We start from the raw sequence: 21454 nt of genomic DNA, 5'->3' as shown, positions 1-21454 counted from the left end.
TAAAGAGTTATTTATTCTATCAGATTCGTGTTACTGAAATGATAGAATAACAAATTATTCATTATCTTTGTTATTAACTAAAAAGGTGTTGATTATGAATAAAACATTGACTATTGCATTGGTTGCTCATGATAATCGTAAGGCCGATTTGGTCGAATGGGCGGTGCATAACGCCGAATTGCTTTCCAAACATCATCTGGTATGTACCGGTACTACCGGAAGTTTGATTAAAAAAGCGTTTGATGAACATGGGATAAAGGCAGATATAACCTGCATGAATTCCGGACCTCTCGGTGGAGATGCGGAGATTGCGGCGATGGTAGTAAAGCATCAGATAAATCTGGCTGTTTTTCTGATCGATGATTTGAATCCCCAACCGCATGAAGCGGACATTCAGATGCTGCTTCGTCAGTGTCGGGTTCATAATGTACCTATTGCTTGTAACCGTTATAGTGCCGATTTAATGATTACGAGTACGCTATGGGACAATGACGATTATGTGCCTACTGAGCCGAAATATGTGTATTTTAAAAGATAATTCGGAAAATAAGAATAGCGAGGGAGGAAAAGATCTTTTCCTCCCTCGCTATTCTTATTTTATTTCACCTATTTGAAATTTTATTCGGAATTGCAATATTGTTCGGGAAATAGATTTTTAGAACGGAACATCATTATTTTGTTGTTGCAAAAAATCTTCTGCAGCATTAGAAGAAGTATGAGAAGGAATAGGAGCGGAAGAAAATGTTTTTCCGCTGTTCATCCCTGATCCGAATGTTCCGTATATCTCAGTATCGTCGTTAAGATTTTGGAATCTTGCATATTCTCCTTTGAAACGTAATCGCACATCGCCTACAGCACCGTTACGGTGCTTGGCTATGATTATTTCTGCAAGTCCGATCAGGGAATTTCCTTTTTCGTCTTCGGTTATTTTATAATATTCCGGACGGTGGATAAAACACACCATATCGGCATCCTGTTCGATTGCACCCGATTCACGCAGGTCGGCCAATTGGGGACGTTTTCCGTCGCCTTGTCGGGTTTCTACACCACGATTCAACTGGGAAAGAGCGATGATAGGAATATTCAGTTCTTTCGCCAATCCTTTTAATGACCGGGAGATCGTACTTACTTCTTGTTCACGGCTTCCGAAATTCATGCCACTGGCATTCATAAGCTGCAAGTAGTCGATAATGATCATCTTTATATTGTGTTCTCTGACGAGTCTTCGTGCTTTGGTACGAAGTTCGAATACCGATAAACTCGGAGTATCGTCTATATATATAGGTGCATCGTAGAGGTCCTTGATTTTTGCCATTAATTGTTCCCATTCGTATGGTGCTAATTGTCCGCTTTTTATTTTCTCTCCGGTAATTTCGCACGTATTTACAATCAATCGGTTAACTAATTGTACATTAGACATTTCAAGAGAAAAGATAGCTACCGGCGTATTATAATTGATGGCCATATTCTTTGCCATGGACAGAACGAATGCGGTCTTTCCCATTGCAGGACGAGCGGCGATGATAACCAAATCCGAATTTTGCCAGCCCGATGTCATTTTATCCAAATCATGAAATCCCGATTGCAATCCGCTTAGTCCGTCTTTTCGGTTCGATGCGATTTCCAGAATGTTGAGCGCTTCTTTAATAACCGGATTGATTTGAGTGACATCTTTTTTTACATTTCGTTGGGATATTTCAAATAATTTGCCTTCGGCTTCCTGCATCAGGTCATCGACATCATTTGTCTCATCGAAAGCTTTCGTTTGTATTTCACTGGAAAAGCGGATCAATTCGCGGGCAAGATATTTTTGTGCGATAATGCGGGCATGGAATTCTATATTTGCGGCAGAAGCCACCCGACCGGTAAGTACGGTTATCGTATATTCTCCACCGACTTCTTCCAATTCGCCTCTCCGCCGGAGTTGTTCGGTAACGGTAAGCATATCGATAGGTTGCTGTCTGAGTGCCAGATCTACGATAGCCGAATAAATAAGTTGGTGAGTATGCTCATAAAAACACTCCGGTTTTAAAATATCGCTGACGATAGAATAAGCGTCTTTTTCGAGCATAAGAGCGCCCAATACCGCTTCTTCGAGCTCTTTTGCCTGAGGTTGAAGTTTCCCTAAGTCGGTGATAGACGGTAAATTATTTTTTGCAGATCGATAATTGCGTTTCTGTTCCATAAGTAATATTGAAGATGTATTGCAAACGTAGATAAACTTTTTAGCCTGACAAAATTAAGAAATAGAATCTTATTAACGGATTATTCTTCTCTATCTTTATCGAAATGTGGATAAATAATCTGTATTTTTGCAAATAAATCTTGTTAAGCTATGATTACATTTCCGAATGCAAAAATAAATCTCGGACTGAATATTGTCGCAAAACGTCCGGATAATTATCATAATCTTGAGACGATATTTTACCCTATTCCGTTGGAAGACGCATTGGAAGTTGTCGATTTACCCGGAAAAACGGATGCTTGTTTGCATATTTCGGGTTTACAAATAGACGGAGAACCGAATAAAAATTTGATAATTCGGGCTTATGATTTATTGAAAGCAAGCTTTGATTTACCTGCCGTAGATATTTATTTGCATAAGGTGATTCCTTTCGGTGCAGGTCTGGGAGGCGGATCATCGGATGCTGCATTTATGCTCCGTCTTTTAAAAGACAAGTATAAGTTGCCCGTTTCGGAAGAGATGCTATTGTCTTTAGCCGCTCGTTTAGGGGCAGACTGTCCTTTTTTTCTTTTGAATAGGCCGGTATTGGCTACAGGTATAGGGAATGAATTCACGCCGGTTTCTCTTACTTTAAAAAATTATTATCTGGTGCTTGTCAAGCCCGATATTATGATTCCTACGGCAAAAGCTTATTCTTTGGTGAAGCCCGAGCAACCGAAAGTGCCGTTGTCCGAGATCGTAAAGAAACCTGTGGAAGAGTGGAAAAATCTTATGACAAATGATTTCGAAAAAAGCGTATTTTCCCATTATCCGGAAATTGCGGAGATAAAATCCCGATTATATGATATCGGTGCTGTTTATGCATCAATGTCTGGATCGGGTTCTTCGGTTTATGGCCTGTTCAGTAATTTGCCGGAGTTGCCGGACGATCTTTTTCCCGGAAGTTTTGTCTGGCAAGGAGAGTGCCGGTATTGATGTGAACGATTTGCCCGCTAAACTGTTATAAGGTCAAAGAAGAATTTCGGAGAACTTATATAATGTTATTATGTTGAAGAAACGGGTAGAAGAAGCGCTAAATGCTCAAATTAATGCCGAAATATGGTCGGCTCATTTCTTTTTAGCCATATCCCTTCATTTTGCAGAGAACGGTTATCCCGGGTTTGCCGCACGAATGAAATATCAGCATCAAGAAGAACATCGGCATGCTTTGAGACTTATGGATTATGTGATAGAACAAGGTGGAAAGGTCGAATTGCAAGATATAGTGGATATCCCTTCTGATTTTGGTGATCCAGTAGAATCTTTTGAACAGGTTTTGGTACACCTAATGCGGATTACAGATACTTTCGATACTTTGCTTGATGTTGTTTGTGACGAAAGAGATAGAGCTACGCGGGCTGTATTGGATTGGTTTGTGTTAAATCAAGTGAAAGAAGAAGCCGAGATTTCTCAGATTATTGCCTATCTAAAGCGAATGACGAACGAAAACGGATATTATATGATGGATTTAGAACTTATTAAAAAATATTAAAATATAAAGACTGACAAAACAACCTCGCAGAGGTGACAAAAATGCTGCCGATTCCTATTTGGCAGCATTTTTGTTGAACAAGAGGTGAGGTATTTTGTCGGATGATGATAATTTGTAGAGTCATGTCTCTGAATGCTTCGGTAAAATTTGATAAGAAAAGAAAAATATAGATAGCTATGAGTGATAAAAAGAACAAAAAGAATGAGATACATGATGAGAAGTCAGGTACTCAATCGACCGAAGAGGCTGCTGTTGAAACTTCTGAAGTTCCGGAGAATGTAGCAGATGAAAATCTTCCGGAGGCAGAAGATGCAGCATCAGATGCTGCCAGTTTGACAGCAGAAATAGAAGAGCTGAAGGCGCAAATCGAACAACTTAATAAGGATAAGTTGTTGTTGATGGCCGATTTTGAGAATTATAGAAAAAGAACTCTTCGTGAAAAAGCTGATCTTATCAAAAGCGGTGGTGAGGATTGTTTGAAACGGATATTGCCGTTAGTCGATGATTTCGAACGTGGTTTACTTGCTATTAACGAAAGCGCGGATGTCGAAGCGGTTAAAGAAGGTATGACTTTGATATATAATAAGTTCAAAACTTTCCTTGATCAACATGGTATAAAAGAAATTCCGGCCAAAGATGAAGATTTCAATACAGAATATCATGAGGCTGTAACGACATTCCCTGCTCCGAGTCCTGAGATGAAAGGCAAGGTAATCGATTGTGTACAAAAAGGATATACGATGAATGACAAAGTGATTCGCTTTGCCAAGGTTGTTGTCGGTGAATAATTGAAAGGGTAAGAAATGGCTAAGCGAGATTATTATGAAGTGCTGGATGTTGCCAAAAATGCAACAGACGAGGAGATAAAAAAAGCATATCGTAAGAAAGCTATACAGTATCACCCGGATAAGAACCCCGGCGATAAGGAAGCTGAAGAGAAGTTTAAAGAAGCAGCCGAGGCTTATGAAGTATTGAGCAATCCCGATAAGCGAAGTCGTTATGATCAGTTCGGACACGAAGGGTTGAACGGTGCGGCCGGTGGTGGCGGATTCAGTGCCGGAGGAATGTCTATGGAAGATATATTTTCTCATTTCGGAGATATTTTCGGTGGCGGATTCGGCGGATTCAGCGGTTTCGGTGGCGGTAGCAGTGGCCGAACACGGCGTCACGTTAACCGGGGATCAGATCTTCGGGTAAAAGTAAAACTTACATTAAAAGAAATATCTACCGGAGTCGAGAAGAAAATAAAAGTAAAAAAATATGTCGGATGTAAGGCATGTCACGGAACAGGAGCTGAGAACGGTACAGCTTACACGACATGTTCTACTTGTAACGGGAGCGGTGTCGTTACTCAGGTACAACAAACATTTTTAGGTGCGATGCAATCGACGACTACATGTCCCACGTGTGGAGGGGAAGGTCGCATTATAACAAAAAAATGTAATGTTTGTAACGGAGAAGGCATCTTAAAGGAAGATGAGGTTATTACATTGAATATTCCGGCAGGGGTAGCTGAAGGAATGCAGCTTTCGATGAGCGGAAAAGGAAATGCTGCCCGTCACGGGGGTGTAAACGGTGATTTGCTGATCGTGATAGAGGAAGAACCGCATCCGGAATTGTTACGTGATGAAAATGATCTGATATACAATGCTCTTCTTGATTTCCCGACAGCGGCTTTAGGAGGGTCTCTTGAAGTTCCTACGATAGATGGCAAGGCGAAAGTCAAGATAGAACCCGGAACTCAGCCCGGAAAGGTATTGAGGCTGAGAGGAAAAGGTTTGCCCTCTATTAATCGTTACGGTGTAGGAGATTTGTTGGTGAATGTTTCGGTATATGTGCCGGAGAGTCTGACTACATCGGAAAGACAGGAAATAGAGAAAATGAAAGGTGCTTCTAACTTTACTCCTTCCAAGTCTGTAAAAGATCGTATATTCAGCAAGCTGAAACACATGTTTGATTGATAGTGGTAATGTGAATTGAAAATAGCAATACGGCATCTGCGATTATTTGTGTAGATGCCGTATTTTTGTGAAAATACTTATGGTAGATTGTCCCGTCTATTTTGCTCCTCTACAAGGTTATACCGATGCTCCTTATCGAAATTATTTTCACACTTATTTCGGTGGAGTAGATGTTTATTATACTCCCTTTGTTCGTTTAGAGAATGGAAATAAATTTCGGAATAGAGATATTTCGGATATTGATCCTTTGCGGAATTCTGTGCCGATTCTTGTTCCTCAGGTTATAGCTTCCATTCCGGAAGAATTACGTTCTATACTATGTTTATTTGAAAAACAAGGTTATACAAGAGCAGATCTTAATTTGGGATGTCCGTTTCCTCTTTTGGTAAAACGCCATAAAGGTTCGGGTATATTGCCGTTTCCGGAAGAAGTAGAAGCCCTTCTTAAAGTATTTTTGGAGTTTCCTGCTATCGACTTTTCCATTAAGGCGAGATTAGGATGGGAGAGTGCAGATGAAATTTTTCGCTTATTACCTTTGTTGGAAAAATATCCGGTTTCACGAGTGGTTTTGCATCCCCGTTTAGGGATTCAACAATATAAAGGAAAAACCGATCTGAAAACTTTTTCCCGTTTTTATGAACTTTGTCCTGTTCCGTTGATTTATAATGGTGATCTGGTAACTTTGGAAGATATAGAGTGTATTATTGCAGATTATCCTCATCTTGCCGGTGTCATGTTGGGAAGAGGTTTATTGACCGATCCATCATTAGCTTTGACGTATAAATCGGGTACTAAATTGCCGGATAGTGAATTTAGAGAACGTTTATATTGTTTCCACAACGCCTTGTTACAATATTATTCGTCTCATTATCAGGGAGGAGATCATCAAGTTTTGGCAAAGATGAAAACTTTGTGGGAATATTTATGCCCTGATATGGACAGAAAATTAAGAAAATGTATTCTTAAATCTCGTAACTTGGATGCTTATCGGAGTTATGTACAGGAAATATTGAAGAAATAGGATTGTTTATTTGATTTTATTTTTCTACTTTTCCCGAAGAAAAGATTTATTGTTATGCTATCTGTATTGATTCCGATATATAATTATGACTGTCGCAGGTTGATCAATTCTTTGTCTGCCCAAGCAGAGAATTTGGACGTTGAATATGAGATTTTAGCATTTGACGATGGATCATCTCTTTTTTTGGAAGAGAACAGGGAAGTAAAAAACTTGCCTCATGTCGTATATCGTGAATTGGGAAAGAATATAGGCCGTTCAGCTATACGGAATCTTTTGGCAGATGAAGCTCATTATCTATATCTTGTTTTTATGGATTGCGATATGCAAGTCGTATCGGACTCTTATTTGAAAAATTATCTTGATCAGATTGGGAATGCTCAGGTGATGTGCGGTGGGCATATATATTGTCGAAAAGAAGATTTATCAAGGGATAGATTTCTACATTGGGCATATGGGATGAAACGAGAGTCGAAAATTAAAGGAAACAAAAGAGCGTTTCTTTCAGGTAATTTTTTCATTGAGAAAAATATATTCGAAAAAGTTCGTTTTGATGGAAAAATATGGAATTATGGACATGAGGATACTCTTTTCGGAATAGAATTGATGAAAAATAATATTGCAGTTTTGTATGTAGATAACCCTTTATTGCATCAAGGATTAAATACGAATAAGGAGTTTCTTGAGAAAACAAAAAATAGTCTGAAAAATCTTTTTTTGATTTATATGAATCTTCTTTCGGAAAAAGATGCCCAAAATATACGACTTATTGCTACTTATGAAAAACTCAAAAAAATGCGAATGACCGGGGTAATTCGTGTTTTAGGAAGCGCTTTAAAGCCTATTATAGAGCGTAATTTGAATAGTCGTTATCCATCCATGTTTCTATTCGACTTTTATAAACTCGCTTATTTTTGTTCAGTACTGCATTCTGAAAGGAAAGTTTGATGCGTATTTTCTGTTTTTTTAGAAAAAATCAGATACTTTGAATACAAGTAAAGAGTTTGTCCTTATCATTTTTGAAAATGTTTATTTTGAGGATGCATTATTTCCTGTTTCTGTTATTTGACTGAGGGTACAAGACAGCGTAAGGCAAGTAATACCGGACATATTCATGTGTAATATCAAATTCTGTAGAGTTCGTGTATTTGTTTCAGTTGATTTCCTTCTAATTTACTTTTTTATTGGAAAATTTAGCCAGGCTCTTAAACAATCTCTAAGTATTATATTGGCTATTGCGCAAACAGCAAAAGATAGAGTTCCCGTAAACATTCTTTAGAATTTGATTGTTCTTTCTTTACGGGATGAAGTGAAATATGAAAAATGGTTTTAAGCTAACCTATTAAATACAGAAAATTATGAATATGTTTTGTTTTCAATGTCAGGAAACTGCTCGGGGCACAGGGTGCACGGTAAAGGGTGTTTGCGGTAAAGACCCTCAAACAGCAGCTTATATGGATGTGTTGTTGTATGCTGTCAGGGGAATAGCTATCGTGAACCGGACTTTACGTGAGAAAGGCACGGCAGATAACGAAATAGACCATTTTGTTTTGGATGCTTTGTTTTGTACGATAACCAATGCTAATTTTGATGATGAGGCTATAATAGTACGGATAAAAAAAGCGTTTGAAATAAAAAACATTCTTGTTGGAACAGCCAAAAAGCGGAATATCGCTTTACCGGATATGCCTGAAGTCGCTTATTTTGTTTCTGAAGAGAATTATCTTGCTGAAGCTGCTGAAGTGGGTGTATTGAGTGAGCCGAACGAAGATTTGCGCTCTTTGAAACAAATGGTAATTTATGGAGTGAAGGGTGCGGCAGCTTATACAGAACATGCTTTAAATCTCGGATTTGAGGATCATGACATATATGCGATGATAGAAAATGCCCTTGCAGAAATATCTCGCTCGGATATTTCTGCCGAGGAGCTTGTTTCTTTGGTGTTGAATGTCGGAGAGTGCGGGGTGAAGGCTATGGCTCTTCTTGATAAGGCGAATACCTCTTCTTATGGAAATCCTGAAATTACGAAAGTTAATATCGGAGTAGGTAAACGCCCGGGGATTTTGGTAAGCGGACATGATCTGAAAGATTTTGAAGAGTTGCTCGAGCAGACGGACGGTCAGGGTGTGGATGTTTATACTCATAGTGAAATGTTGCCTGCACATTATTATCCGGCTTTTAAGAAATATAAGCATTTTGTCGGTAATTACGGAAATTCATGGTGGCGTCAAAAAGAAGAATTCGAGACATTTAACGGTGTATTTCTTTTTACGACCAACTGTATTGTACCTCCATTGAAAAGTGCGACTTATGCCGATCGCATTTATACTACCGGTTCTGCCGGATTGCCGGGTGCAAAACATATTCCGAATCGTCAGAAAGGCGGAAAAAAAGACTTTTCGGCACTGATCGCTCATGCAAAACAGTGCCAGCCTCCTGTAGAGATAGAACATGGTGAGATAATCGGAGGTTTTGCCCATCATCAGGTATTGGCATTGGCCGATAAGATTGTCGATGCAGTCAAGTCTGGGGCAATTAAAAAATTTGTCGTAATGGCAGGGTGTGACGGACGTATGAAGTCACGTGAATATTATACGAATTTTGCGGAAGCATTGCCTAAAGACGATGTTATACTTACTGCCGGGTGTGCTAAATATCGTTATAATAAATTGTCTTTGGGTGATATAAATGGTATACCTCGTGTATTGGATGCCGGTCAATGTAACGACAGCTATTCTTTAGTGGTTATAGCTCTTGCTTTACGTGATGCTTTGGGATTGAAAAATATAAATGATTTACCAATTGTTTATAATATTGCATGGTATGAACAGAAGGCTGTTATCGTATTGTTGGCATTGTTGAGTCTCGGAATAAAAAATATTCATCTTGGACCGACTTTTCCGGCTTTCTTTTCACCGAATGTCCTGAAAGTTTTAGTTGAAAAATTCGGAATAACGACAATTTCTTCGGTGGAGGAAGATATGAAACGTTGGATTCGTGCGTAACGTAGTTTGTATTGTGTTCCCCTTATCTGCCTGAATTGGAAAGAGGCAAATAAGGGGATTTGAATTTAATTTTCAGGCAGCAAGGGTAGCGCAAATACTCATATAAATGAGCATTCCTATAATATCGTTTGTGATGGTGATAAACGGACCGGTTGCAATAGCCGGATCTATTTTGAATTTTTCTAAAGTGATAGGTACTATCGTTCCGAAAATTGAAGCGAATATGACTACGGAAAAAAGAGATAAAGATACGGCTATGGTGACAGCATCAATACCCATACGAAACCAGTTGTATCCGAATACAAGAAGAGAAATCATGCTGGCATTGATTAAAGCGACGGCCAATTCTTTCAGTATCTGTTTCCCTGCATTGTGTAATGCCAATGATCCGTTTGCCAGACCTTGTACTACGATAGCGGAAGATTGTATCCCGACATTTCCGCCAGTCCCTCCGATAAGGGGGATAAAAAGGGCCATTGCAGGGTTTGTAATAAATCCGGTTTCGAAATTTCCGAGAATAATCGAATTGGTAAGTCCTCCGAACATACCTATCAATAGCCACGGAAGCCGGGCAGAAGTTTGTGTATAAATGGTGTCGGTAGTCTCTACGTCTTGGGAGATACCGGATGCCAACTGGTATTCCCTTTCTGCTTGTTCGCGGACTTCGTCCATGACATCATCGACCGTAATGCGTCCTACTAACCGCCCGATACTGTCTATTACGGGAACGGCGACAAGGTCATATTTCTCGAATACCTGTGCGACTTCTTCGATAGGAGTGTCTGTTTTTACCGATACCGGATCTTTTTTCATGACGTGTTTGATCTTCGATACCGATGGGTTGGTTATCATCTTTTTTAGAGGAAAAACACCTTTTAGCCGTTCATCATCATCGACAACATATACATAATATATTTCGTCCATCTCTTCTGCTTGGATGCGCATCTCTTTCAGACATTCGGGCATACTCCAATTCTCATTTACGACAACCATCTCCGTACCCATAAGTCCCCCGGCGGTATCTTCGTCGTATTTCAATAAATCGACAATATCTCCGGCCTGTTCCACATCATCGATATGGGATAAGATTTCTTCCTGAGCCTCTTCATCCATTTCACGGATCAGATCGACAGCATCGTCCGTGTCCAAGTGGTCTATAAATTGTTTAGCTATGACCTCATTGGGAAGATGTTTCAATAATTTTTTACGATCATCTTCATCTAATTCGATCAATACATCTGCTGCTTTCTCGCTATCGAGAAGCATATAGATGAATTCTGCTTCATCTAGATCCAAAGCCTGATAAAGTTCCGCAATATCGGCGGGATGCAGACCTTTTAACAGTTCTTTGGCTTTTTCTGTATCGTTATTTTTAATAATATCTCGTACTTCCTTGATATATTCTTCTGAAAATTGTTCCATAATAAATTAAGCTTAAGGTTGAGGAATAAACTTTTCTATTTGGTTGGTAAGGTCGATAAATTGCTTTACCGAAAGCTGTTCAGGGCGTTTGTCGAAAACGGGATCTTCCAGTAATTCGCATTTTTTGCCTAATAGTTGTCTAAGTGAATTCCGAAGCGTTTTTCTTCTTTGATTAAAGCCTGTTTTCACTATGGTTTTGAATAATTTCTCGTTACATCCCAGCCGTTCTGTTTTATTTCGGGTCATTTTTATTACGGCAGATTTGACTTTTGGAGGAGGGTTGAAGACGTGTTCGGGAACGGTAAACAGATATTCTATATCGTACCAAGCCTGCATAAGTACACTCAATATTCCGTAAGCTTTACATCCGGGCTTAGAAGCTATACGTTCTGCTACCTCTTTCTGAATCATTCCGCTGCAACATGGAATTTGGTTTTTATAATCGAGAACCTTGAAAAATATCTGGCTCGATATGTTATAAGGATAGTTTCCGATAACACAAAATTTTCCCGTGAAAAGATTTGTTAGATCCAATTTTAAAAAGTCTTGTTCCAATATTCTGCCGTTTAATTGGGGAAAATGTTCACTCAAATATCTGACAGATTCTGAATCTAACTCTACTACAGTGAGGTCATGATTGTTTTGTATCAGGTATTGGGTCAATACTCCCATTCCCGGACCTATTTCGAGAATAGGAATATCCTTATAATCGCCTACGGTATCTGCTATTCGGCGGGCTATATCGAGGTCTTTCAAAAAATGTTGTCCTAAAAATTTTTTAGGTTTTACCGAGTCTGTCATAAAAATTCAGGTAGCAGGATCGTTAATCAATGTATAATTTGCAAAGAGATTTTAATTAAATCCGGTAAAGAGATGTTTCTTTTATGGATAAAATCTATCTTTGCAATACACAAAGGTACAATAATATTTTTTTATCCCGATAAGTTGAAGAAATTACTCGGCAGTATATTGAAGTTTTTTATTCCGTTATTATGCGGAGCGGCTCTTTTTTGGTATCTGTACAGTCATTTGGACATGCACCAGATCGGAGTCATTTTACAATCTGAAATTAATTACTTTTGGATCGCTCTTTCTATGATTATCGGGTTGATGAGTCATATATTCAGAGCATTGCGTTGGAAGTTGCAGTTAAAGACCTTAGGAGTAGATCCTTCGGTAAAAGCTCTGACAAACGCTGTTTTCGGTATGTATGCCATGAATTTGTTGATTCCTCGTGTAGGGGAAGTGTGGCGTTGTACTTATTTGGCGCGTCGGGAAAAAATGTCTTTTACGCAGGTTTTGGGGTCTATTATATCCGAACGTTTGTGCGATACGTTAACATTGGTTTTTCTTACTGTTATAACATTTTTCTTGCAGATGAAGGTTTTCCGGGACTTTTTACGAAAGTTTCCTACAATTGAGGAAACCCTCTGGCGGATGATTACAACACCTTGGCTGTATATCTGCCTGCTTGTGATGGTCGGATTTTTGATTTGGCTTTTTACAAAGAAAACCGAAAATAGATGGGTAGCGAAGGTAAAAAGCATTGTGAAGAATCTATGGTATGGTTTTCGTACGATATTGCGGATGAAACAAGTAACGATGTTTTTGCTATATACCGTTGCGATATGGTTCTGTTATTTTTTGGAACTTTATGTATGTTTTTTTGCTTTCGGTTCGATGCAGCATTTAGGAGTTTTGGCAGCTATGACGTTATTTGTTATGGGAAGCCTCAGTATGGGAATTCCGGTACAGGGAGGTGTCGGCCCATGGCACTTGGCTATTATTGCGGCACTTTCTATATATGGTATAGGAGAAAATATTGCCGGAGCGTTTGCTTTGGTTGCACATGGATCTCAAATGTTATTGATCATATTATTAGGAATTTATACTCTGTTTTCTGTTTCGTTAGAGAAAAAAAAAGACCGAAGTGCCGGATTGGCGGATTTTGTCGGATCGAGGCGGGAAAATGATAATTATTAACTGTAAAAACAGATAAATTTATGAAATCTGAAATCGAAACTTTACAGCCCGAAGCCGTATGGCGTCATTTTAGTGCTATTTGTAAAATCCCGCGTCCTTCCGGACATTTGGAGAAAATAACGCAATATATTCTGGATTTTGGTAAAAATTTGGGATTAGAAACGGTTTTGGATGAGGCGGGAAATGTTTTGATACGTAAACCAGCAACTCCCGGTATGGAAAATCGAAAACCTGTGGTTTTGCAAGGACACATGGATATGGTGCCTCAGAAAAATGCGGATAAAGTTCATAATTTTGAGACAGATCCGATAACTTCTTACATCGATGGGGAATGGGTCACAGCTAATGGTACGACCTTAGGGGCGGATAATGGAATCGGAATCTCTTCGATTTTGGCGATTCTTGAGTCTGAGGCATTGAAGCACGGGCCGTTAGAGGCATTGTTTACTTATGATGAAGAGACGGGGATGTATGGAGCTTTAGGGTTGCAACCTGATTTATTGCAGGCAGAGATATTATTGAATACTGATTCGGAACAAGAAGGTGAATTATATATGAGTTGTGCGGGAGGAATTGATCTTACTGCTAGTTTTAGATATAAAGATGAACCTTATATTCCTGAAAATGAAATAGCTTTAAAGATTATTGTGTCTGGATTAAAAGGGGGACATTCTGGTGTGGATATTCATTTGGGGCGTGCAAATGCAAATAAGCTGCTGTTTCGTTTCTTGAAACATGCCGTACAAGAGTATGATGCTCGGCTGGCATGGGTCAGCGGAGGAAATTTGCGTAATGCTATTCCTCGTGAAGCTGAGGCGGTTGTTACTATTCCGGCCGAATATAAATCGGACTTTTTAGATGAAGTAGCCGATTTTGAGGCTCTCTATATCCACGAATACGGTTTGATTGAAGATGATTTGACTTTGACAGCAGAGGAAACCGGATTACCGGATTTTTTGATTCCTGAGCCTATACAGGACGATTTGATAAATGCCGTTGTCGGTTGTCGTAATGGGGTAGCCCGAATGATTCCGGGAGTACCTGAAGTAGTGGAGACATCTTCTAATTTGGCGATTGTTCGCTCGTCTGAAGGCTCGATAGAGGTACTTATCTTAATAAGAAGCTCGAGTGAAAGTATGAAGCAAGCTTTGGTCTCAAGTCTGGAGAGTGTATTTTTATTAGCCGGTGCTAAGGTAGAGACCAGCGGGGATTATCCCGGTTGGGAGCCGAACCTCAATTCACCGGTGCTTAAGGTGGCAAAAGATGTACATAAGAAAGTATTGGGATTTGATCCTGAAGTAAAGATTATGCATGCGGGACTCGAGTGCGGCATTATTGGTGCGGCATATCCTAATTTAGATATGATTTCGTTCGGTCCTACGATTAAGTTTCCTCATTCTCCGGATGAGAGAGTAAATATAGCATCGGTTGAACATTTTTGGAATTTTCTGACAAATTTGGTGGAAAATATTCCTGCTCGTTAAACCTTTGTAGGATTTCGCTGTCTAAGGACTGTTTTTGGACAAGAAAGGAGGCTGAAATCAACCGTATAAATATTTGAACTATTATATATAGGATTCTGCCCCATGACAGAGTCCTATATTTTTATAAGTATACGCACATCTACAAAAAATAAATAGCTCAGAGATTGCATGAAAAACAGGTATGTAAAGAATTTATTGAAAATCGGTATTCCCGTTTTACTTATTGGTGGGTTGATTGCAGTTAAGTTGATGGATTCTCCAGTGGGAGAAAGTAAAAAAGATATTAAGAAGGGAACGCAGATTCCGGTCAATGCATTTATTGTGAAGCCGTTCAGGTTGAGTTCCGATATTCAGGCTGTCGGAACATTGTTGCCGAATGAAGAAGTCGATTTGGTCGCTGAAACGACGGGAAAAATTGTCGGAATTTATTTTAAGGAAGGGCAACATGTCGAAAAAGGAGCATTGTTGCTTAAAGTCGATGATTCTGATTTGCAAGCACAGTTGAAGCGTGCACTTTTTCAGCAGAAACTGTTGTCCGAGAAATTGGAACGTCAACGCATATTATTTGAAAAAGATGCTGTTAGCCGTGAAGAGTTTGATCAGGTACAAACTGATTATAATTTGATAGAAGCAGATATTTCTCTTTTGAAAGTAAAAATAGATAAGACGGAATTAAGAGCTCCTTTTGCCGGAGTTCTCGGGTTTCGTAATGTCAGTTTAGGAGCATATTTACAACCGAGTACGATCGTCACACGTTTAGTTGATGACGGGTTATTGAAAGTCGAATTTTCAGTTCCGGAAAAATATGCGGGAAAAGCATTGGTCGGGGCAATGGTACAGTTTACGACGGAATCGTCCGACAAGAAATTCAATGCGTCGGTATATGCTGTTGACTCTAAAGTCGATTCGGATACTCGTACTATTTCGATACGTGCCCGTTGTGAAAATCCCGGTCGATTATTAGCTCCGGGAATGTTTGCCCGGTTAAATCTTATAACCAGAGTCTCCAATCATTCGTTGCTTGTTCCTACACAGTCGGTTGTCCCTGAAATGGAAGGTAAAAAAGTTTGGATGTTAAGAAATGGGAAAGCTCATTCTACCGTTATAGAGACAGGACAACGTACAGAGAATAAAATCGAGGTAATCTCGGGTTTGTCGGTCGGGGATACCATATTGGTAACCGGATTGATGCAAGTAAAAGAAGGGGCTGCCGTAAAGCCTGAAACCGTAGAATAACATTAAACTGTATTGTCCGCCATGAGTCTATCTTCTGTCAGTATAAAACGTCCGGTCCTTGCTACGGTGATGAATTTGGTATTTATCATTATAGGTATGATCGGTATAACATTTTTAGGTGTCCGAGATTATCCCAGTGTCGATCCTCCTATTATATCGGTGAGTACGACTTTCACCGGAGCAAATGCCGATGTTGTGGAAACGCAAATTACCGAACCGTTAGAGTCTGCTATTAATGGGATTCCCGGAATCCGTTCTTTGGTAAGTCAGAGTCGGGATGGTCGGAGTAATATAAGAATAGAGTTTGAGTTGGAAGTGCCTCTCGAGACAGCGGCGAACGATGTTCGTGACAAAGTTTCGGGAGCGTTGAGAAAATTACCTGAAGATATAGATCCTCCGGTAGTTTCAAAAGCCGATGCCGACGCTCAGCCGATTTTTGGCCTTTATTTAAGTAGCGATACCCGTTCGATTATCGATGTAAGTACGTATGCCGATTTGCATCTTAAAGAACGGTTGCAAACGATTCCCGGTGTAAGTAGCGTAGAAATATGGGGAGAGAAAAGGCTGGCGATCCGGCTTAAAATGGACCCGATGTTATTGTCTGCCTACGGTCTTACGCCGATGGACGTGAGTAACGCCGTTTCTGCCGGAAATGTAGAGTTGCCTTCGGGACGTATCGAGGGAGATAACACAGAATTGACGGTGCGTACGATGGGACGGTTGTTGACGGTAGAGGATTTTAATAACCTCGTGCTGCGTCGGGATGGGGATAAAGTCGTTCGTTTCAGAGATGTAGGAAAAGCTACCGTCGATTCGGAGAATAATCGTTATATAATGAAGATGAATAACAACCCTATGGTGGGGTGTGTTATTATCCCGCAGCCGGGAGCTAATTATGTGGATATTGTGGATCGGGCATATAAGGTAGTGGAAGATATTAAAGCCGATTTGCCGGATGATATGCAATGCGGTATTTATCAAGATGATACAGTGTTTATCCGCAATTCGATCAATGAAGTTAAAAGTACGATTGTAGAAGCTTTTGTTCTCGTTGTTCTTATTATATTTTTATTTTTACGTAACTGGCGTACGACGCTTATACCTGTGTTGACGATACCGATATCTTTGGTCGGTACATTTTTTATAATGTATTTGGCCGGATTCACGATAAATATCCTTACACTTTTGGCAATCGTTCTTTCAATAGGTCTTGTTGTCGATGATGCTATTGTCGTGATGGAGAATATTTATAATAAGGTAGAAAAAGGCATGTCTCCTTTGGAAGCCGGGTTTAAAGGTTCTCAGGAAATATTCTTTGCGGTAATTGCTACGACGGTTGCATTAGTTGCCGTATTTGTGCCTATTGTCTTTTTACAAGGAACGACCGGTCGTCTTTTTCGTGAGTTTAGTGTCGTAATCGCGGGAGCTGTAGCGATATCTTCATTTGTTGCGTTGTCGTTCACACCGATGCTTTCGACTAAATTGTTAACCCGAAATGTGACCGGTAATTGGTTTTACAGAGTTACCGAACCTTTTTTCGTATGGTTTACGAATGCGTATCGCAGTAGCCTGGAATCTTTTATGCGGCATCGTTATATCGCTCCGATTATTTTATTATTGTCGGGTGTAGCCATCTATTATTTTTGGATGACGTTACCCTCCGAAATGTCTCCGATGGAAGATCGTGCTCAGTTGAGGGTCGTATCTACGGCGACAGAGGGATCGAGTTTTGAATATATGGACCAGTATATGACGGATTTGACTACCTATTTAGAAAAAGAAGTTCCGGAAGAAGATTTGATTATGTCTTTGACCGGAAGAGGAGGACAAACCAATTCTGCATTTTGTAATGTAATGTTAGTTCCGTCAGAAGATCGTGATCGTACTCAGCAGGAAATTGCCGATGATTTAGCTCCTCAATTGAAGCAGCTTACCGGTGCTCGTACTATGGTAACACAACGTCAGACTTTCGGCAATCAGCGGGGAGGATTACCGGTAGAGTATGTCATACAAGCAAAGAATCTGGATGATTTGAAAGGTATTCTGCCTAAATTTATGAATGAGGTTTCTCAAAGTCCGGAATTTTCTACTTATGATTTGGACTTGAAATTTACTAAACCGGAACTGACGATTAATATTAATCGGGATAAGGCCGCTTTGTTAGGGGTATCGGTAGAAGATATTTCGAGAACATTGCAGCTAACCATGAGTGATCAGAGGATAGGATATTATATCCTGAATGGAAAACAATATCAGATCATAAGCGAGTTCGATAAATCGCAACGGAATAAACCTGCCGATTTGGCAACGGTTTATGTGAGGGGAAAAGATAATAAACTGGTCAGTTTAGATAATTTGGTGACAATGGAAGAGAGTAGTACGCCCCCTCGATTATTTAGATACGACCGTTTTGTCTCGGCAACAGTTTCTGCGTCTCCGGCAAAAGGAAAGACATTAGGACAGGGTATCGATGAGATGGACAGAATCGCAGACAAAGTTTTGAATGAAGATTTTAAAACGACTCTGTCCGGAAGTTCAAAAGATTTTGTAGAAAGCTCTTCCAGTCTTTTGTTTGCATTTGTTTTTGCATTGATATTTATTTATCTTGTTCTTTCAGCCCAATTTGAAAGTTTCCGAGATCCGTTGATTATTATGCTTACAGTCCCGTTGGCATTGGTGGGAGCATTACTTTCTTTATGGTATTTCGGACAAACGATGAATATTTTTAGCCAAATCGGTATAATTATGCTGATAGGGTTGGTTTCGAAGAACGGTATTTTAATTGTCGAGTTTGCTAATCAGCGTAAGGCTGACGGTTTAAGTATGCATGAGGCTATACTTGATTCTGCTGTAGCACGTTTTCGACCCATATTGATGACCAGTCTTTCTACGGTGTTGGGAACACTACCTATGGCGTTGGCTACAGGTTCGGGTTCGGAGAGCCGTATCGCTATGGGTATTGCTGTTGTCGGCGGAATGGTATGTGCTACCGGATTGACACTTTATGTAATTCCGGCAATTTATACATATTTGTCGGCTTCTAAGATCAAAGTGGTTAATGAAGAAACTTATACGAAATCATGATAAGAAGTATTGTAATATTTTTTTTATTGATTTGTCCGTTGGGAGTAACGGCGCAAGAGACCTTAACGCTTTCCGATTGCATCAGTAAAGCATTGGAATCTAATTACGGTATCCGTATTGCAAAGAATGAAGAACAGATAGAGCGTAATAACCAGAATTATTCTTCTTTTTTGCCTTCACTTTCGGCAGAAGGTACACAGAAAGAATCGATTATAAATTCGAAAAGGAAAGATGCGAATAGCGGAACAGAGAAAAAATTCAGTGGCAGCATTACCGATAATTATGGTGCTAATATAAATTTGAACTGGACTATTTTTGATGGTTTGGCGATGTTTACGACCCATGAAAAACTCAATGAGTTTATTGCTATCGGAGAACTGAAAACTCGTATGGCTGTTGAGAATTTGATAGCACAAGTTAATACAGAATATTATAATGTATTGGTACAGAAGAGTTTGCTGGATGCAGCTAAGCAAAGTCTTGATCTTTCCCGTCAACGATATGAAATAGCCTTACAGAAAAACCGGATTGGGAGTCTTTCAGGTTTGGAGCTGAAGCAGACCAAAATCGATCTGAATTCTGATAGTTCGACATTAGTAAAGCAGCAAGAGCAGTTGCGTAGTGCTTATATTACATTGAATACGCTGATGAATATCGATCTGCATAAAAGAGGATATGTAAAAGATACGATACTGTTACATCCGATGTACCCGAAAGATGAAGTACAAACGTTGATGTTGAATAACAATACGACACTATTGATTGCTCGTCGGGAACAGAAAGTGTCGGAGCTTGATCTTAAATTGGCCCGGTCGGCTTATTTCCCTTCGGTAGATTTTACGGCAGGGTATAGTTTTTCACGGACTGAATCACCGGCATCTATATCGACTTTTAATCAGAATACCGGCCCGTTTTGGGGGGTTACACTTTCCGTACCGTTGTTTAATCGTTTAGAAACCCGTAAGAAGGTAAGAAATGCGAAGATTGAGATAGAAAATAGTAAGCTGAGTTATCAGGAAGTAGAGTTACAGATGTTAAGTGACTTGGCTCAACTTTATAACAGTTATGAGAATAACTTGATTATGGTCGGTTTTGAGTCGGAAAGTGCAGAAGTAGCATTGGTCAGCCTTAAAACCGCATTAGAAAGATATCGGCTCGGGAGTCTTTCGGGATTGGAGTTCAGAGAATTTCAACGAAGCTATTTAGATGCTGTAACTCGAAAAATTTCGGCTCAATTTCAGGCAAAATCAACCGAAGTCTCATTGTTGTTGTTGAGTGGTCGTTTACAGATTCAGTAAAAACCTATTTAAATTTTGTACAGATCTTTTTTGAGTTGAAAAATTTAAATAGGTTCTGAACCTAAAAATCTATTGTATAATTCCGCTGGCCAGACAAAGTTCTTTATCATGGCTGTATATGACACCGAATTGTCCGGGGGCGATACCTTGTATTTTTTTTTCGGAAGTGATTCTGACAATATTATTGTCGATGCATTGTATCGTTCCCGGTGTAAATTCCGGAGTGTGCCGGTTTTTAAATGTGATCGGTGTATTATGTGAAAGGTCTCCGAGAGGATTTCCGGATATGAACTGGAATCCACTTAAATCAAGAATGTTTCCGTATTGTGTTTCCGGGTCAGATCCGTTCGAAACATATAGTATATTCTGTTCCGGATCTTTTTTTATGACAAACCACGGCCCCCCGCTGAGGCCGAGACCTTTTCTTTGTCCGATGGTGTGAAACCAGTATCCTTTATGTCTTCCGACTATATGCCCACTTTTTAAGTCTATTATATCTCCTTCTTTTTCTCCTAAATAATTACGTATAAATTGGTTATAGTTAATATTCCCCAAGAAGCAAATTCCCTGACTGTCTTTTCTTCGAGCACTCGGAAGATTCTGTTGTAAGGCAATTGTTCTGACTTCGCCTTTCATCATATTTCCGATAGGAAATAGTAATTTGGAGATTTGTACGTGATTAAGTTGTGCCAAAAAATCGGTTTGATCTTTTATCGTATCTTTTGCAGTGGCGAGATAAGTAATATCATCCATGATTCGGGTATTAGCATAATGCCCTGTAGCTATTTTATCGAAGTCTTTTCCCCAATATTTTTCAAAAAATCCGAATTTGATGAATTTATTGCACATTACATCAGGATTAGGAGTCAGACCTCTTTTTATCGTTTCGAAAGCATACCCCATGACATATTCCCAATATTCGTTATGTAGAGAAACTATCTCCATCGGACATCCGTATTTACGAGCTATATAAGTGACTATTTCTATATCTTCCTCCGAGTGGCAGTCCAGATTTTTATCTTTATCTTCCATACCGATACGGATGTAAAATAGAGTAGGAGTATATCCGGCTTCTTTCAATTGATAGACGGCAACCGAACTATCGACCCCGCCGGAGGCTAACATGGCTATATTCATTGATATATTATGTTTTCTTAGTGTAGTTGTTTTGTTTTTTGAATAACGATATGATCATTCTTTTGTCTGCAAATGTACATGAAAATGGTGTAGATTAAATTAGAAAACAC

General features: G+C 39.5%; 17 protein-coding genes. 13 read left to right on the top strand and 4 right to left on the bottom strand.

Annotation, left to right across the window (positions count from 1 at the left end; all coding sequences use genetic code 11):
• The first annotated feature begins 94 nt into the window (after positions 1 to 94).
• On the top strand, positions 95 to 538 hold the full coding sequence (locus QUE35_RS04680; protein WP_009316617.1) for a methylglyoxal synthase: 444 nt from the start codon (positions 95 to 97) through the stop codon (positions 536 to 538).
• Positions 539 to 655: 117 nt separating this feature from the next.
• On the opposite strand, the gene dnaB is transcribed toward QUE35_RS04680, so the two are convergent.
• Entirely contained in the window at positions 656 to 2185 is a 1530-nt protein-coding gene (dnaB, locus tag QUE35_RS04675; RefSeq protein ID WP_009316618.1) for a replicative DNA helicase, read from the bottom strand.
• 150 nt (positions 2186 to 2335) lie between these two features.
• Here dnaB and ispE point away from each other — a divergent pair, with 150 nt between their 5' ends.
• The 7 genes from ispE to hcp all read left to right on the top strand — a co-directional run bounded on the left by ispE (position 2336) and on the right by hcp (position 9700).
• Positions 2336 to 3160 (top strand): 4-(cytidine 5'-diphospho)-2-C-methyl-D-erythritol kinase, encoded by an 825-nt coding sequence (gene ispE / locus QUE35_RS04670; RefSeq protein WP_022602836.1) that lies wholly within the window; start codon positions 2336 to 2338, stop codon positions 3158 to 3160.
• Positions 3161 to 3230: 70 nt separating this feature from the next.
• Positions 3231 to 3716, top strand: coding sequence for a ferritin (locus QUE35_RS04665; protein ID WP_009316620.1), 486 nt, complete (start codon positions 3231 to 3233; stop codon positions 3714 to 3716).
• A 176-nt stretch (positions 3717 to 3892) separates the two neighbouring features.
• A complete protein-coding gene (locus tag QUE35_RS04660) occupies positions 3893 to 4504 on the top strand; it encodes a nucleotide exchange factor GrpE (protein ID WP_022602838.1) in 612 nt (203 codons plus the stop codon).
• Positions 4505 to 4519: 15 nt separating this feature from the next.
• Entirely contained in the window at positions 4520 to 5677 is a 1158-nt protein-coding gene (gene dnaJ / locus QUE35_RS04655) for a molecular chaperone DnaJ (protein WP_009316622.1), read from the top strand.
• A gap of 79 nt (positions 5678 to 5756) precedes the next feature.
• Positions 5757 to 6698 carry a tRNA-dihydrouridine synthase family protein gene (locus QUE35_RS04650; protein ID WP_009316623.1) on the top strand — a complete coding sequence of 314 codons (942 nt, stop codon included), beginning with the start codon at positions 5757 to 5759 and terminating at the stop codon, positions 6696 to 6698.
• A 54-nt stretch (positions 6699 to 6752) separates the two neighbouring features.
• On the top strand, positions 6753 to 7643 hold the full coding sequence (locus tag QUE35_RS04645; RefSeq protein WP_022602840.1) for a glycosyltransferase family 2 protein: 891 nt from the start codon (positions 6753 to 6755) through the stop codon (positions 7641 to 7643).
• A gap of 410 nt (positions 7644 to 8053) precedes the next feature.
• Complete coding sequence (gene hcp, locus QUE35_RS04640) at positions 8054 to 9700, top strand: hydroxylamine reductase (protein ID WP_009316625.1); 1647 nt, start codon at positions 8054 to 8056, stop codon at positions 9698 to 9700.
• A 72-nt stretch (positions 9701 to 9772) separates the two neighbouring features.
• Here hcp and mgtE read toward each other — a convergent pair whose 3' ends face one another.
• Positions 9773 to 11122, bottom strand: coding sequence for a magnesium transporter (gene mgtE, locus QUE35_RS04635; RefSeq protein WP_009316626.1), 1350 nt, complete (start codon positions 11120 to 11122; stop codon positions 9773 to 9775).
• A gap of 12 nt (positions 11123 to 11134) precedes the next feature.
• Complete coding sequence (rsmA, locus tag QUE35_RS04630; protein ID WP_009316627.1) at positions 11135 to 11923, bottom strand: 16S rRNA (adenine(1518)-N(6)/adenine(1519)-N(6))-dimethyltransferase RsmA; 789 nt, start codon at positions 11921 to 11923, stop codon at positions 11135 to 11137.
• A gap of 72 nt (positions 11924 to 11995) precedes the next feature.
• On the opposite strand from rsmA, the gene QUE35_RS04625 reads away from it, so the two are divergent.
• From QUE35_RS04625 to QUE35_RS04605, 5 genes are all read left to right on the top strand, one after another.
• Positions 11996 to 13105: a lysylphosphatidylglycerol synthase transmembrane domain-containing protein gene (locus QUE35_RS04625; RefSeq protein WP_022602843.1), complete on the top strand. Its 1110-nt coding sequence runs from the start codon at positions 11996 to 11998 to the stop codon at positions 13103 to 13105.
• Between the two features lie 20 nt (positions 13106 to 13125).
• A complete protein-coding gene (locus QUE35_RS04620) occupies positions 13126 to 14589 on the top strand; it encodes an aminoacyl-histidine dipeptidase (RefSeq protein WP_022602844.1) in 1464 nt (487 codons plus the stop codon).
• Positions 14590 to 14757: 168 nt separating this feature from the next.
• A complete protein-coding gene (locus QUE35_RS04615) occupies positions 14758 to 15825 on the top strand; it encodes an efflux RND transporter periplasmic adaptor subunit (RefSeq protein WP_022390942.1) in 1068 nt (355 codons plus the stop codon).
• A gap of 21 nt (positions 15826 to 15846) precedes the next feature.
• Positions 15847 to 18909, top strand: coding sequence for an efflux RND transporter permease subunit (locus QUE35_RS04610; RefSeq protein WP_022390943.1), 3063 nt, complete (start codon positions 15847 to 15849; stop codon positions 18907 to 18909).
• Positions 18906 to 20207 carry a TolC family protein gene (locus QUE35_RS04605; RefSeq protein ID WP_022602846.1) on the top strand — a complete coding sequence of 434 codons (1302 nt, stop codon included), beginning with the start codon at positions 18906 to 18908 and terminating at the stop codon, positions 20205 to 20207. Before QUE35_RS04610 ends, QUE35_RS04605 begins: the two co-directional genes overlap by 4 nt.
• Before the next feature lie 69 nt (positions 20208 to 20276).
• Here QUE35_RS04605 and mnmA read toward each other — a convergent pair whose 3' ends face one another.
• A complete protein-coding gene (mnmA, locus tag QUE35_RS04600) occupies positions 20277 to 21344 on the bottom strand; it encodes a tRNA 2-thiouridine(34) synthase MnmA (RefSeq protein WP_022602848.1) in 1068 nt (355 codons plus the stop codon).
• Positions 21345 to 21454 lie beyond the last annotated feature (110 nt).

Origin of the sequence: Coprobacter fastidiosus (assembly GCF_030296935.1) — a bacterium.
Classification (GTDB): domain Bacteria; phylum Bacteroidota; class Bacteroidia; order Bacteroidales; family Coprobacteraceae; genus Coprobacter; species Coprobacter fastidiosus.
This window is presented reverse-complemented; position numbering and strand designations above follow the sequence as displayed.